The 13,954-nt window shown below is 71.9% G+C and carries 15 protein-coding genes and 1 pseudogene; 10 read left to right on the forward strand and 6 right to left on the reverse strand.

The annotated features are described in order from the left end of the window. The first annotated feature begins 176 nt into the window (after positions 1–176). Positions 177–899 carry an FAD binding domain-containing protein gene (locus ACZ470_RS25130; RefSeq protein ID WP_468430631.1) on the forward strand — a complete coding sequence of 241 codons (723 nt, stop codon included), beginning with the start codon at positions 177–179 and terminating at the stop codon, positions 897–899. A 65-nt stretch (positions 900–964) separates the two neighbouring features. Here the strand turns inward: ACZ470_RS25130 and ACZ470_RS25135 are convergent, their stop codons facing one another. Further along, positions 965–1,417, reverse strand: coding sequence for a universal stress protein (locus ACZ470_RS25135; protein WP_468430633.1), 453 nt, complete (start codon positions 1,415–1,417; stop codon positions 965–967). Positions 1,418–1,579: 162 nt separating this feature from the next. Between ACZ470_RS25135 and ACZ470_RS25140 the strand changes: the two genes are divergently transcribed. Beyond that, on the forward strand, positions 1,580–1,864 hold the full coding sequence (locus ACZ470_RS25140; protein ID WP_468430635.1) for a hypothetical protein: 285 nt from the start codon (positions 1,580–1,582) through the stop codon (positions 1,862–1,864). A gap of 6 nt (positions 1,865–1,870) precedes the next feature. On the opposite strand, the gene ACZ470_RS25145 is transcribed toward ACZ470_RS25140, so the two are convergent. Together ACZ470_RS25145 and ACZ470_RS25150 are read right to left on the reverse strand one after the other, a co-directional pair. After that, the gene (locus ACZ470_RS25145) at positions 1,871–3,349 is read right to left on the reverse strand and encodes a glutamate-cysteine ligase family protein (RefSeq protein ID WP_468430636.1); all 1,479 of its coding nucleotides are present in this window, start codon (positions 3,347–3,349) and stop codon (positions 1,871–1,873) included. Positions 3,350–3,431: 82 nt separating this feature from the next. Continuing rightward, a complete protein-coding gene (locus ACZ470_RS25150; protein WP_468430638.1) occupies positions 3,432–3,881 on the reverse strand; it encodes an SRPBCC family protein in 450 nt (149 codons plus the stop codon). A gap of 163 nt (positions 3,882–4,044) precedes the next feature. Here ACZ470_RS25150 and ACZ470_RS25155 point away from each other — a divergent pair, with 163 nt between their 5' ends. Further along, positions 4,045–4,488: a DNA-binding protein gene (locus ACZ470_RS25155; RefSeq protein ID WP_468430640.1), complete on the forward strand. Its 444-nt coding sequence runs from the start codon at positions 4,045–4,047 to the stop codon at positions 4,486–4,488. Positions 4,489–4,646: 158 nt separating this feature from the next. On the opposite strand, the gene ACZ470_RS25160 is transcribed toward ACZ470_RS25155, so the two are convergent. Next, complete coding sequence (locus ACZ470_RS25160) at positions 4,647–5,306, reverse strand: lysophospholipid acyltransferase family protein (RefSeq protein ID WP_468430642.1); 660 nt, start codon at positions 5,304–5,306, stop codon at positions 4,647–4,649. A gap of 204 nt (positions 5,307–5,510) precedes the next feature. Between ACZ470_RS25160 and ACZ470_RS25165 the strand changes: the two genes are divergently transcribed. From ACZ470_RS25165 to ACZ470_RS25190, 6 genes are all read left to right on the forward strand, one after another. Then, on the forward strand, positions 5,511–5,705 hold the full coding sequence (locus ACZ470_RS25165; protein WP_468430644.1) for a DUF2795 domain-containing protein: 195 nt from the start codon (positions 5,511–5,513) through the stop codon (positions 5,703–5,705). 71 nt (positions 5,706–5,776) lie between these two features. Further along, on the forward strand, positions 5,777–6,190 hold the full coding sequence (locus tag ACZ470_RS25170) for an SRPBCC family protein (protein WP_468430646.1): 414 nt from the start codon (positions 5,777–5,779) through the stop codon (positions 6,188–6,190). 31 nt (positions 6,191–6,221) lie between these two features. Then, entirely contained in the window at positions 6,222–6,761 is a 540-nt protein-coding gene (locus tag ACZ470_RS25175) for a (2Fe-2S)-binding protein (protein WP_468430648.1), read from the forward strand. After that, entirely contained in the window at positions 6,758–7,753 is a 996-nt protein-coding gene (locus ACZ470_RS25180) for an FAD binding domain-containing protein (protein ID WP_468430650.1), read from the forward strand. The genes ACZ470_RS25175 and ACZ470_RS25180 overlap by 4 nt, the downstream gene beginning before the upstream one ends. Before the next feature lie 29 nt (positions 7,754–7,782). Further along, positions 7,783–9,882, forward strand: a complete 2,100-nt coding sequence (locus ACZ470_RS25185; RefSeq protein WP_468430652.1) for a xanthine dehydrogenase family protein molybdopterin-binding subunit — start codon at positions 7,783–7,785, stop codon at positions 9,880–9,882. A 72-nt stretch (positions 9,883–9,954) separates the two neighbouring features. Then, positions 9,955–10,926, forward strand: a complete 972-nt coding sequence (locus tag ACZ470_RS25190) for a pirin family protein (protein ID WP_468430654.1) — start codon at positions 9,955–9,957, stop codon at positions 10,924–10,926. A 378-nt stretch (positions 10,927–11,304) separates the two neighbouring features. Here the strand turns inward: ACZ470_RS25190 and ACZ470_RS25195 are convergent. Then, positions 11,305–11,731: pseudogene (locus ACZ470_RS25195) on the reverse strand (transposase family protein); the annotation flags it as partial. 26 nt (positions 11,732–11,757) lie between these two features. Then, positions 11,758–12,246, reverse strand: a complete 489-nt coding sequence (locus tag ACZ470_RS25200) for a hypothetical protein (RefSeq protein WP_468430656.1) — start codon at positions 12,244–12,246, stop codon at positions 11,758–11,760. Between the two features lie 849 nt (positions 12,247–13,095). Between ACZ470_RS25200 and ACZ470_RS25205 the strand changes: the two genes are divergently transcribed. Continuing rightward, positions 13,096–13,938: a hypothetical protein gene (locus ACZ470_RS25205; protein ID WP_468430658.1), complete on the forward strand. Its 843-nt coding sequence runs from the start codon at positions 13,096–13,098 to the stop codon at positions 13,936–13,938. Positions 13,939–13,954: the final 16 nt, after the last annotated feature.

A 13,954-nucleotide genomic window follows, 5' to 3' on the forward strand; every position in this document is an offset into this window, starting at 1 on the left:
CGCGTCGACCATGGGGCGAGCGACCCGCCAGCGCAAGGTCGCCAGGCATGGGCGCACACGGCGAACCCGTGAGCCCTGTACGCGCCCCCGGATCCCCGCCGACAATGCAGTGCCCGTGATCACCCCGCCAAGTGCCGTGTTTCCCCGCCCCTGTTGAGGAAAGCAGGTCGACCGTCGTGCTCTTGCGTCTGCCCACATCCCTGTCCGAAGCCCAGCGGTGTCTGGCCGAGGGAGCGGTACCCGTCGGCGGAGCCACCCTCGTGTGGGCCCTCTGGCAACGGGACGGCTTCCCCGAGCAGGCGATGTCCCTGCGCAAGCTGCCCCAGGCCAACCTGATAGAGCGGGAGGCGCTGGGCGCGGCCGTCCTGCTGCACCAGGTGGACGACCGGGTGCCGGACGTGCTGCGCCGTGCCGCCTCCACCGTCGGGACCGGCGCCGTGCGCCGGACGGCCACCGTCGGCGGCAACATCGTGGGCAGCACACTGCGCTGCCTGCTGCCCGCGGCGCTGGTCCTGGACGCGCGGGCGACCGTCCTGGACCGGGACGGCACCTACGAGACCGACCTGGCCGAAGTGGTGGCCAAACGTCACCTGATGCTCGACCTGCGCTGGAGCGACCCCGTGGCCAGCGGGTACTACAAGGCGCCCGGCGAAGTGGGCGGGCCGCCGCCCCTCGTCGTCGCCACCGCCGTGCACGCCGGGAGCGACGGCGGGCACCGCCTCTTCGTCGCCGTCCGGGACGGCTACGAGGTGATCAGCGAGACCACGCCCTGCGACACCGGCGCCGAGCAGGTGCTGGAGTCCCTGGACCGCACCGACCTGGGAACACTCCCCGCGGAAGCGCGCGACGAGGTGCGCCGGGAGGTGACCGGTCTCCTGGACCGCACCGCCGGCCGCTGACGCCGGCGCGCCGCCCGGACCGCCCCGGGTGGCGCACCGGACCGCGTCCGGAACGGCGGGCGGGATCAGCGGCCGGAACCCTGCCCGTGCCGGACCACGACGACCGGGCAGGACGCGTGCTGGGCGCAGCGCTGGCTGACCGAGCCCAGCATCGCCCGGGCGAACCCGCCCCGTCCGCGGTGGCCCACCACCAGGAGGTCCGCCCCCTCCGAGGCGCGGATCAGCACCTCCGAGGGGTCGCCCTCGACCAGCCGCTCCCGCAGCCCGGCGGGCCGCTCGTCCGGGAACACGGCGCCCAGTTGCTCCGAGAAGCGCCGGCGTGCCTGCTCCGCGTCGAATGCGGGGTCGATCGCGGGACCGGTCCACCCGGTGGACGACGGCGTGTCCCACGCGTGGACGGCCTCCACCACCGCTCCGACCGTCCCGGCGTACCGTACGGCCCAGCGCAGCGCCTCGTACGACGACGGCGATCCGTCCACACCCACGACCACTCGCGGTGTCGGTTCAGTGGAATGCATGGTTACCTCCCTCGGCAGGTCCACCACCCGGGTACCCATGAGCCCGGCCTGGGCGACGGCCCCGTGCCGGGGTTCTCCGGCGGTGCGATGAGTGGGAGGCTTTTACTGCCGGGGCACCGAAGGGTCCGGTGCCCCCACGAGAGCGGACAGGTGGGCCGACGAATGCCCGAGGAACGCAAGCCGTCGCGGGGCCGCGGGGCCGGTCGTCACCACGGGACCGGACACCACGGCTGGTCCCCGGACGCCGACGAGAGACGGCAGGAGGAGAACCCGAGCGCGCGCCGCTCCTTCCACACGGAGGAGACCGCGCCGTCGCGCGGAGCGGGCCGCAAACACGTCGAGGAGGAGCGCACCCCCGTCCCGGGCGACATCGCCCGCCCGAAGGACGAGTCGTCCCTCGCCGGGGCCGACCCCGACGACTCCCACATCGGACGCCGGCCGGGCTGACCGGGGTCAGTCGACGGGCCAGGTGTGGACCGGGGCGTTGAGGTGCATGTAGTCGATGTACTGCTGTGTCATGCGCCGCAGCGCCTCGTGGCGGCCGCAGTGCGCGGAGGTCTCGATGTGACGGAACATCTCCTTCTGCCACACCGCTCCGTTGCGCCCGGTGACACAGCGCTGCTCGATGACGCCGAGCAGCGGCTCCCGCCAGGCGTCGTCCATGCCCGAGCGTTCGAGGCCGCGGTGCGCCAGCGGCAGCAGCCGCCGCAGGACCAGTTCGGACGCCGGCACCTCGCCCATCCCGGGCCAGTACAGCCGGGCGTCGATGCCGTACCGCGCCGCCGTGCGCAGGTTGTCCTCGGCGGCCGCGAAGGACATCCGTGACCACACCGGCCGCTCCTCCTCCACCAGGGCGCGGGTGAGCCCGTAGTAGAACGCGCCGTTGGCGAGGGTGTCGGCGACGGTCGGGCCGGCGGGCAGCACCCGGTTCTCCACCCGCACATGCGGTTTGTCGTTGGCGACGGCGTAGATCGGGCGGTTCCAGCGGTAGATGGTGCCGTTGTGCAGGGTCAGCTCCCCGAGTTCGGGGATGTCGCCGCGCTCCAGCGTCTCCGCGGGGTTCTGCTCGTCGCACAGCGGGAGCAGCGCCGGGAAGTAGCGCAGGTTCTCCTCGAAGAGGTCGAAGACGCTGGTGATCCAGCGTTCCCCGAACCACACCCGGGGCCGCACGCCCTGCACCTTGATCTCCTGCGGGCGGGTGTCCGTGGCCTGCTCGAACAGGGGGACCCGGGTCTCATGCCACAGCTCCTTGCCGAACAGGAAGGGCGAGTTGGCGGCGAGCGCGACCTGGACCCCGGCGATCGCCTGCGCCGCGTTCCAGTAGTCGGCGAACTGCTCCGGGGACACCTGGAGATGGAACTGGGTGCTGGTGCAGGCGGCCTCCGGGGTGATGCTGTCCGCGTAGGTCCGCAGCCGGTCGATGCCGGTCACCTCGATGTGCAGGTCCTCCCCGCGCGCCGCGAAGATCTGGTCGTTCAGCAGCCGGTAGCGCGGGTTCTCCGACAGCGCCCCCTCGCCGACGTCCTCCTGCCGCAGGGTGGGGAGGATGCCCGTCATGATCAGACGCGCGTCGATCGACCTGGCGCGCTGCTCCGCGTGGTTCAGCGCGGCACGGATCTCGGACTCCCAGGAATCGGGGCCGCCCGCCGTGAGACGCCGCGGCGGAATGTTGATCTCGAGGTTGAACCGGCCCAGCTCCGTCGACCAGGCCGGATCGGCGATCGCCTCCAGCACGTCGGTGTTGCGCATCGCGGGCTCGGCCCGGTCGTCCACCAGGTTCAGCTCGATCTCCAGCCCCACCTGGGGTCGCTCGGCCTCGAACCGTGACTCGCGCAGCATCCGTGCGAACGTCTCGAGGCACTCCTGCATCTTGATCCGGTAGCGGCGGCGGTCCTCGCGGGTGAAGGTGAGCGCCGGGACGTCCCGTCCCATCGGTCTCCCTCCAGGTCTCGTCCTCGGGCACCTGTCCACCCCAGCGTCGCACCAGGGGACGAGTCCGACCACGCGAGTCCGGTCAGGCCCGCGTGTCCTCGGCCAGGAAGGCGGTCAGGCTGTCGAGGAGCATGGTGCTGCCCTGCTCGGCCATGTCGCGTTCCTCCACCGTGTCGCAGGTCTGGCGGAGGGCGATCCGCGTCCGCGGGCCGTCCTCGTCGAGCTCCACGGTCATCCGCGTCGGCTCCGGCTTCCCGGGCACGTCCATCCCCACCACCAGCAGGCGGTTCTCGTCGACCTCCAGGTAGGACCCGGTGAGGGGGACCTGGGCGCCGTCCGGCGTGACCATGGTGGCCTTCCAGGCGCCGCCCGGCCGTACGTCCAACTCGACGGAGCCGGGGGCCGCGTACGACCAGCGGGCGTACTGGTCGGGAGTGGTCCACGCCTGCCACACGCGGCCCACCGGGGCGTCCAGCGTGCGGGTCAGGTCGTAGGAGAAGCCGTTGTCGGTGGTGGTCTGCTCGGCGCTCATGGCGTCGTCCCCTCGTCGTGTGTCTCGTCGTGTGTCTCGTCGTGTGTCGCGGCCGGTGGGTGGCCTTTCGCGTGTGTAGACGTGCGGGGGCGTGCGAAGTCATCGGCACCGGTGGGGAAATATTTCGTTGACAACAAACTGTTCACTCTGTGATCCTCGTGCCATGACCTCGAACACCCCCACCGAGCCCGAAGACCCCTTCACACCGCCGAGTTCCGACGCGGCGCGGGTGCAGCGGGTGCACGCCTCCCTGTTCCGCATCGCCGAGCGGCACGCGGCCACCGACGCACAGCGCCGCCGACAGGTCCACCCCGGAGTGATCGGCCCGCACGAGGCGGTCAGGCTAGTGGCGTTCCTGCTCAGCGGCGCCGCGTTGCCCGAGGACGGCGAGCCGGAGGTGGACCACGCGGACATCACCGCCGCGCTGAGCCTCGTACCGCGGGCCCGCGCGGAGCTGGACGAGCTGGAGGTCGGACTCCTCCAGATGGCGCGGGGACGCGGTATGACCTGGCCGGAGATCGCCTTCGGCCTCGGCCTGCGCAGCCCCCAGGCGGCCCGGCAGCGCTACGAACGCCTGTCCGACCGCACCGACACGGACGATCACTAGACGGGGCCCGCCACGTCGCGCCCGCGCCGTGACTCCTGGCGCACCGTGTCGCCGCACCGGGCGAACGCCCGAGACCTCGCACGCGGGCGTCCGCCCGGCACTCCCAGCCTTCGGCTGAGGGGGCCAGATCACGCGCTGACACCCCCGGCCACCAGGGGTCAGCCCTCGCGGGCCGGTTCGCCCAAGGCTCGGGCGGCCCGCCGCCAGGCGGCGCTGACCTCCCGGTGCGCTGTCGCCGTCCCCGGCACCGTGCCGGACGGCAGCCGCACGGGACGGCCGATGTGGACGTGGAAACGCGGCCGGCGCAGCGGGGCGGTGAGCACACCGGCCACCTGCTTCCCGACCGGTCCGGAGGCCAGCCGCCGGGCGCCCGCCTGGCCCACGGGGACGACCGGCGCGCCGGTGGCGGCCGAGAGCCGTGCCAGGCCCGTACGGAACGGCCGGGGCGCGGCACTCGCCGCGTCGAGGCGCGACGGCAGGCCGCCCTCCGCGTAGATGAGCACATGGCGTCCCGACCGCACCACCTCCGCCGCTGCCCCGAGCGCGTCCGCCGCGCGGGCCGACCCCCGGTGCACCGGCACATGCCCCTCCCGGGACAGGGCCCGCCCCAGCACCGGCACCCGCCACAGTCCCGCCGTCGCCATCACGACCGGTGTCACGCCCACCCGGCGCAGGGCGGCCAGCACCAGCGCCGGATCGGCCGGCGAGTCGTGGTTGGCGACGAACACACAGCCGGCAGGGAAGGGCCCGTCGGCTTCGCGGGTGACGGTGAGCCGCCCGAACAACGGCAGCAGAACGGAGGCGGCACGGCTGAGCAAGGGGCGTCCTTCCGACTGACGGGACTGTTCCTGCCGGTCAGCCTCGTGTGCGGCCGGCCCCGGCGCCTGAGTACGCGTACTCGGTTCAACGGCGCCGCCTACTCGGTCGGACCGTGGAGCGCGGCTGAATCACCTCCCGGCGCCCGGGGTACTCGCCCGGTCCTCGCGCGGACTCGCCGCGCCGCCCCACCACGGGAGGCTGCCATGGCCGACCTCAGCCCGATCGATCTCCAGAAGGCACTGAAGGGCGCCGACTACCCCGCCAGCCGTGACGACCTCGTCTCGGTGGCGAAGAGCAACGGCGCGGACGACAACCTCGTGAAGAAGCTGACGCAGTCCGGGAGCAAGCAGTTCGACGGCCCCAACGACGTGCAGAAGGCGGTCTTCGGCAACGAATGACGCCGTGTCCCGGGGCTGTCCGCGCGGCAGCCCCGGACCGCCGGACACCCGAACCGAGGGACGGTACCGCGATGACCGAGTACGAACGTTCACACACGATGCCCGCGCTTCCCGAGCACGTCTTCGACCAGGCCGCGAACGTCGACCGGATGGGCGACTGGCTGCCCGAGGCACTGCACGTGCACGCCGAGGAACTGCCCGCCGTCACCGTGCACGAGGACCGCTCCGACGAGGACACCGCCGCCCTGCTCCGCGCCCGGCGGGACCAGATGCGGCTCGAATGGGGAACGCGTGAGCAGGGCAGCTACACCGGCTGGCTCCAGGTCGCCGGCATAGGCAGCGGGGCCAGCGAGGTGACGGTCCACCTCTCCTTCTTCGACGACAGCCACGACCCGGGCGAGAAGGCCGTGGGCGACGCCCTCGACACCAGCCTGCGGCGCCTGGAGGAGCAGGTGCGGCTGCGCGTCGACGACACCGCCGGCTGACCGTCCGCCTCTCCGGAAGGCCATCCCCGTCATGAGCAGCGAGTCCACCCACGCACACCGCTCGGAAACCACCCTCGAGGTCAACGGCAAGCCGCACACCCTCCTCCTCGACCACCGGCGGGTCCTGCTGGACGTCCTGCGCGAGGACCTCGACCTGACCGGCTCCAAGAAGGGCTGCGACCACGGCCAGTGCGGCGCCTGTACGGTCCTGGTCGACGGCCGCCGCGTCAACAGCTGTCTGCTCCTGGCCGTCTCCCTGGACGGCCGCGAGGTCACCACCGTCGAGGGCCTGACCGACGGCGGCGACGAACCGCACCCGCTGCAACGGGCCTTCCTCGACCGGGACGCCTTCCAGTGCGGCTACTGCACACCGGGGCAGATCTGCTCGGCCGTCGGTGCCCTCGCCGAGGCCGCGGACGGTCACCCGTCCCACGTCACCGACCCCGCCACCCCCTCGGGACGGCCCGTCCCGCTGGACGCCGCCGAGATCCGCGAACGGCTCAGCGGCAACCTGTGCCGCTGCGGCGCCTATCCGCGCATCGTCGAGGCCGTCGAGGACGTGATCCCGTGAAGCCCTTCGGATACGTACGGGCCGGCACCGTCGAGGAGGCGACCGAGGCCCTCGCCACGCATCCCGGCGCCCGCTGTCTCGGCGGCGGCACCAACCTGGTCGACCTGATGAAACTGGGCGTGGAACGCCCCGACGTCCTAGTCGACGTCAGCCGCCTCCCGCTGGACACGGTGGACGAACTGCCGGACGGCTCCGTGCGGGTGGGCGCCACCGTCCGCAACAGTGACCTCGCCGCCCACTCGCTGGTCCGCGACCGCTACCCCGCGCTGTCCCAGGCGCTGCTCGCCGGCGCCTCCGGGCAACTGCGCAACGCCGCCACCACCGGCGGCAACCTCCTGCAACGCACCCGCTGCCCCCACTTCCAGGACCTGTCCAAGCCGTGCAACAAGCGGGCACCGGGCAGCGGCTGCGGCGCCCGGGAGGGCACCCACCGCGACCACGCGGTGCTCGGCCACTCCGAGCACTGCATCGCCACCCACCCCTCGGACATGGCCGTCGCCCTGGCCGCCCTGGACGCCCGCGTGGAACTGCTCGGCCCCGACGGCGCCCGGGACGTCCCCGCGCACCGGTTCCACCGGCTGCCCGGCGACCATCCGGAGCGGGACACCGAGATCCGGCCCGGCGAGCTGATCACCGGCGTGGTGCTCCCGGCCGCCACGGCGTCGCTGCCCTCCGCCTACCGCAAGGCCCGCGACCGCGCCTCGTACGCGTTCGCCCTGGCCTCGGTCGCCGCCGTCCTGGACACGGCCGACGACGGCACCGTTGCCCGGGTGGGGCTCGCCTTCGGCGCGCTCGCCCACAAGCCGTGGCGGGCGGAACGCGCCGAGGCCGCGCTTCGGGGCGCCCCGGCCACCGAGGACGCCTTCGCGCACGCCGTGGACCTGGAACTCCGGGCGGCCCGCCCGCTGCGGGACAACGGCTACAAGGTGCCCCTCGCCCGCGCTCTCGCCGTGGACGTCCTGACCCGTCTCACGCCGGCCGCCCGGACCTGACCCCCGTCCGGCATCCCCCAGGAGGACTCATGACCGGCACCGGTACCGCCTCGGGTGCCCCGGCCGTACGCAGCGAAGGGCACCAGAAGGTCACCGGCGGCGCCCGCTACGCCGCCGAGCACCCCCTGCCGGACCGCGCCCACGCCTGGCCCGTGGCGGCCGCGGTCGCCCGGGGCCGGGTGACGGCCGTCGACACCACGGCCGCCCGGGAGCTGCCCGGCGTGCTGACCGTGCTCACCCACGAGAACGCCCCCCGGCTCGCCGAGCCCGACGACCCGACCCTCGGCGTGCTCCAGGACCCCCGGGTGCCCCACCGGGGCTGGTTCGTGGCGCTCGTCGTGGCCCGGACACTCGAGGAGGCCCGGGCCGCCGCCTCTGCCGTCCGGGTGGAGTACGCCGTGGAGGAGCACGACGTGACGCTCTCCGCGGACCATCCCGAGGCGTACGAGCCGGAGACCGCCAACGCCGGCCATCCCGCCCGCCGCGAGTACGGGGACCCCGACGGCGCCTTCGCCGCCGCTCCCGTCCGGGTCGATGTCGACTACCGTGTGCCGCCGCTGCACAACCACCCCATGGAGCCCCACACCAGTACGGCCCGCTGGGAAGGCGACCGCCTCGTCGTGCACACCTCCAGCCAGGGCGGCACCGCGGTGCGCGCCACGCTCGCCGCGCTGTTCCGGCTGCCCGAGGACCGGATCACCGTCGTCGCCGACCACGTGGGAGGCGGCTTCGGCTCCAAGGGCACCCCGCGCCCCGACGTCGTACTCGCCGTCATGGGCGCCCGGGAGACCGGCCGGCCGGTCACCGTCGCGCTGCCCCGCCGCCTCATGCCGGCCGTCGTCGGCCACCGGGCCCCCACCCTGCACCGGCTCCGGCTCGGCGCCGGCGACGACGGCAGGCTGACCAGCCTGACGCACGAGATCGTCACGCACAGCTCCCGCATCAAGGAGTTCGTCGAACAGGCGGCGGTCCCGGCCCGCGTCATGTACGCCACCCCCAGCAGCCGTACGCTCCACCGGGTGGTCCGTCTCGACGTACCCAGCCCGTCCTGGATGCGCGCACCCGGCGAGTCACCCGGCATGTACGCCCTCGAGTCCGCGATGGACGAACTCGCCGACGCGCTCGGCATGGACCCGGTGGAGCTGCGCGTCCGCAACGAGCCCGAGCGGGAACCGGACAGCGGCAAACCGTTCAGCAGCCGGCATCTCACCGAGTGCCTGCGCGAGGGCGCACGCCGCTTCGACTGGGACCGCAGGGACCACCGCCCCCGGTCCCGCGCCGAGGGACCCCTGCTCGTCGGCACGGGCGTCGCGGCGGCCACCTACCCCGTCCTGGTCTACCCGTCCACCGCCGAGGCACGAGCCCTGCCGGACGGGACCTACGTCGTACGCGTCAACGCCACCGACATCGGCACCGGAGCCCGTACGGTGCTCAACCAGGTGGCGGCGGACGCACTCGGCGTGCCGCTGGACCGGGTACGGACCGAGATCGGCGACAGCGACCTGCCGTCCGCGCCCCTGGCCGGGGGATCCTCCGGCACCGCCTCCTGGGGATGGGCCGTGCACGACGCCTGCACCGGACTGGCGGAACAACTGGCCGCCCGTACGGGCCCGTTGCCCGCCGACGGCATCACCGCCCACGCCGACACGACGGGCCGGGCGAACGCCGAGAGCCCCTACGCCCGGCACGCCTTCGGCGCGCACTTCGCCGAGGTCACCGTCGACTCCGTCACCGGAGAGGTCAGGGTGCGCCGGCTCCTCGGTGTCTTCGCCGCCGGACGCGTCCTCAACGCCCGCACCGCACGGTCCCAGTTCATCGGCGGCATGACCATGGGACTGGGCATGGCACTGACCGAGGGCAGCACGATGGACCCCGCGTTCGGCGACTTCACCGAGTCCGACCTGGCGTCGTACCACGTGCCCGCGCACGCCGACGTGCCCGCCGTCGAGGCACACTGGATCGACGAGGACGACCCCCACCTCAACCCGATGGGCAGCAAGGGAATCGGCGAGATCGGCAACGTGGGCAGCGCGGCCGCCATCGGCAACGCCGTCCACCACGCCACCGGCGTCCGCTTCCGTGACCTGCCGCTGACCCCGGACAAGGTGCTCGCCGGGCTGTCGGGCTGACCGGCGGCTATCATCGGCAGCGGCAGTAAAGTTGAAAGTGGAACTTTCAATGGGTGGTGGAGGGATGAGCGCATGAGCAACACGGAAACGCACCCCACGGAGGCGCTCTGCGGTGCGGACGTCGACGGACCGCCCCCGCCGGACATCGAGGTCCTCACCCCGAGGGACGTACCCCTCGGCGGCCCCCGGGCCATGCGGGTGCGGCGCACCCTGCCCCAGCGGGCACGGACTCTCATCGGCGCCTGGTGCTTCGCCGACCACTACGGCCCCGACGACGTCACCGAGTCCGGCGGCATGCGCGTACCCCCGCACCCGCACACCGGGCTCCAGACGGTGAGCTGGCTGTTCAGCGGCGAGATCGAGCACCGCGACAGCCTCGGCAGCCACGCCTTCGTCCGGCCCGGCGAGCTGAACCTGATGACGGGCGGGTACGGCATCAGCCACTCCGAGGTCTCCACCGGTGCCACCAGGATCCTGCACGGCGCCCAGCTGTGGGTGGCGCTGCCCGAGGAGCACCGCGACACGGCCAGGGACTTCCAGCACTACGTCCCCACCCCGGTCGCGCTGGACGGCGGAGAGGCCCGCGTCTTCCTGGGCACGCTCGCCGGCGACACCTCACCCGTGCGGACCTTCACCCCGCTGCTCGGCGCCGAGGTCGTCCTGGACCCGGGCGCCGCCGTCACCCTCGACGTGGACCCCGCCTTCGAACACGGCGTCCTCGTCGACAACGGCGACGTCCTCCTCGCCGACACGAACCTGAAACCGGCCGAACTCGGCTACGCGCCCCCCGGCCGCCCCACCCTCACCCTGACCAACCGGTCGACGGATCCGTCCCGCCTGCTCCTCCTCGGCGGACCCCCCTTCCACGAGGAGATCGTGATGTGGTGGAACTTCATCGGCCGCTCGCACGACGACATCGTGCAGGCCCGAGAGGACTGGATGAAGGGGGACCGCTTCGGCGAGGTCCACGGCTACGACGGGGACCCCCTGCCCGCGCCGGAACTGCCGAACGCACCCTTGAAGCCGCGGAGAAGGACGCGCTGAACTGCGGAAACGTGGGTTCTGTACCGCGGGTCCTGCGATCGCTGCTGTGTCTGTCCAGCGGCGTGGACATTCCGCGGTGCAGGCCTTCGGCTCCTGCCCCCTGTGCCCTCTGAAGCTGTCCGTGATTCCCAAGGTATGGGCATCTGCGGGCAGCTCGAATGGCCCGGCATTCGCACATGGCCAGTGAGTCGCCTCCGAGTCCGAAGCTGGCGACGGGCTCGCTCACCGGCCCGTTCCACTTCATTCCTGGTTGATCTCGGCTCCCCTTGGGCCTCTCGCCGCAGGCGCTGACACTCATCGGCCGGTAGTTTGCTGGATGCGGGCCCCGCTCGGTGTCGACGGCGACGGGCAGTTCGATGACGGTGGACCAGCCATCCACAAGCGGCTGTCGGCGTCGATGACGACTTGATGGTTGGTGGAGTACCTGTAGTTCTTCGACTGCTCGGCGATGGTGTGGTCACGAGTCGGAACAAGGGTTCCATCGACGATCAGCACGGCGTCCCGGCAGAACCTCCGCCGAGGCTTGAACGCAAGTAGCGGCCCGATGTGGTCGATGATCCGGCCAGCAGCAGACTTTGAGACCCCGAACAGCGGCGCGAGCTGTCGAAGCGTCAGGTTCGTTCGCCAGAGTGCGGTAGCCAGGAGGACTCGGTCCTCCAGCGAGAGACTCCATGGCCGTCCTCGTCGTCCTTGGGCCGAACCCTCACGCCGCAAAGCAGCAACCAGCATGCTGAAGCGACGCGGACTCAGTCCGCTGAAAGCGGGCTATCCAGAACGACTGCGAGGCGGCAGTCACGGTACGCACCGCAGGGTGGGCCCAGGGCAGTGTGATCAGGAAGCCAGCGCGGCCGTTATACGGGCGAGCCGCTCCGTCGGCAGGGCGAAGCTGTTGGTGGGGTTGCGGTATGAGTAGTGGCCGTCGTTGACCCGTTGTCCGTCGTTGGTTGTGGTCCAGTGGGCGGGACTACAGGGGCCCTGGTGTTCCAGCAGGGTGGCAGCGAGTTGTTCGGGGTTTTCGACTGCGCTGCGGGCGCGTAGCGCGACTGCAAGGCGCTCGGCTGCCGCGTCGGGAACGGCCAAGTCTCCGAACGCAGGCAACAGAAGAAGCAGCCGGCTGTCAGGGTCGGTGGTGGAGCCACCGGGCAGGCCGTTGCCCGCAGCTGCTGTCAACTCGGGCCAGGACAGGCCGGGGCCCATGAAGTGGCCGTCGTTGCGGGCGAGAAGTTCAGCACGGTCCCAGTCGGGGTGGTGCAGGAGGTAGTCGCTGCCCGCGTCGCCCTTGAGGTTGCGGTGGACGACGTGCAGACGGCCGACGGTCACGGGGACGGTGAAGGTCGGCCAGTCCGAGCGCCCGTTCCTCGGCCTCCTCGCTGTGCAGCACGCAGGGGTATAGGTGTCCCAACCAGAACAAGGGCTCGTCGAGAAGCTCTGGAAGGTGGACAAGCGGGCCGCCTGGGTAGCCCGGGATCTGGTCCAGGTGCGTGTCTGCGCTGTTTGTCACGGGTTCATCACGCCGGTGGCCCATGTTTTCACCGTAACGTGGTAGGTGTTCCGGGATGTTTTTGTGACTGACGGCGTTGGCGGTCATTGCACGGTGCGTGAGTGCTCGTCGTCCGTACTGCGAACCTGACGCCCGAGCCAGGCGGCCGGTGGGCCACAGGTAGCAAGCCATACGCGGTGTCGGTGTGCGAGCACAGCGAAAAGTGCTGCGGAGTTTCTACGACTTCCTCCGCGCCATCGGCACTGGATCAGTCCTCAACCCTTCCCGCTGGATCGATCACGTCGTGGGCTGACGGGCCCATGCCCACCGCAACCCGATGCACCCGCGCCCGCACCGAACGCGCCGGGCGCTACCGGCAAGAGGGCGCCCAAGTGGGGGCCAAGCAGTCTGTGCGTGCCAGCTGACGGCGCCAATTCCCTGCCAGACGTCGGCAGATGCACTGACCCGTTCAGTGGTCGGGCCACGGCAGCCGCCACCGGGGGAGCCGTGCCGGCTCGCCGGCGCCGCGGAGACGACAAGTAGGTGACTCCGCGCGGTCGTCCCACTGCGGTAAGCCCTCTTGCGAGATTCGATCTCGGCGGTGGACACATACCCCCGGGGGGTATATGTTTGCGCTCAACGTCCTGAACGGACGACGCCAGAAGGCGCAGCACACCCTTGGAGATGTCATGAAGAATCACGCCGGCCACGGCCACACCAACCACGGCACGCACGGCGGCCACGGCGGAGCTCAGCCGGGTGGGCTGTTGGTCTCCGAGCATGGGTACACCCTTGAGCTCGACTCGACGATCCTCACCGCCGGCGTGCAACCGGTCCGCTTCAAGGTGACCGGCCCGGACGGGCGGGCGGTGACCGAGTTCGTGCCCGAGCACGAGAAGGAACTGCATTTCATCGCCGTCCGGCGTGACACGTCCGGGTTCCAGCACGTGCACCCGGTGAGGGACGAGAAGGGCACGTGGAGCGTCGAACTGGCCCTGGAACCGGGGGACTGGAGGTTCTTCGCCGACGTTCACCCGGCCGGCCACGACGGGACCATGACGCTGGGGATCGACGTCGCGGTCGCCGGGCCGTACGACCCGCGGCCGCTACCCGAGGCCACCGGCATCGCGCGGATCGGCGAGTACACCGTCGCGCTCGACGGCGAACTCCTGCCCGGCGAGGCGAGCGAGCTGGTACTCACCATCAGCCGGAGCGGTCGTCCCGTCACCGACCTACAGCCCTACCTGGCCGCGTACGGGCACCTGGTGGCACTGCGGGTCGGCGACCTGGGCTACCTCCACGTCCACCCGGAGGGCGAACCCGGTGACGGCAGTACCGCACCGGGACCCGAGATCGCCTTCATGGCGGTCGCGCCATCGGCCGGCACCTACCGCCTGTACCTGGACTTCCAGCACAACGACGTCGTCCGGACGGCCGAGTTCACGGTGCGGGCCACCGCGACCATTCCCCGCCCGGAGGCGGTCGCGCCCGAGCACAGCGGCCACCACCACGGCCACCACGCACACCACTGACCGCATGAACGCACAC

This window comes from Streptomyces sp. NPDC031111 (assembly GCF_055570675.1).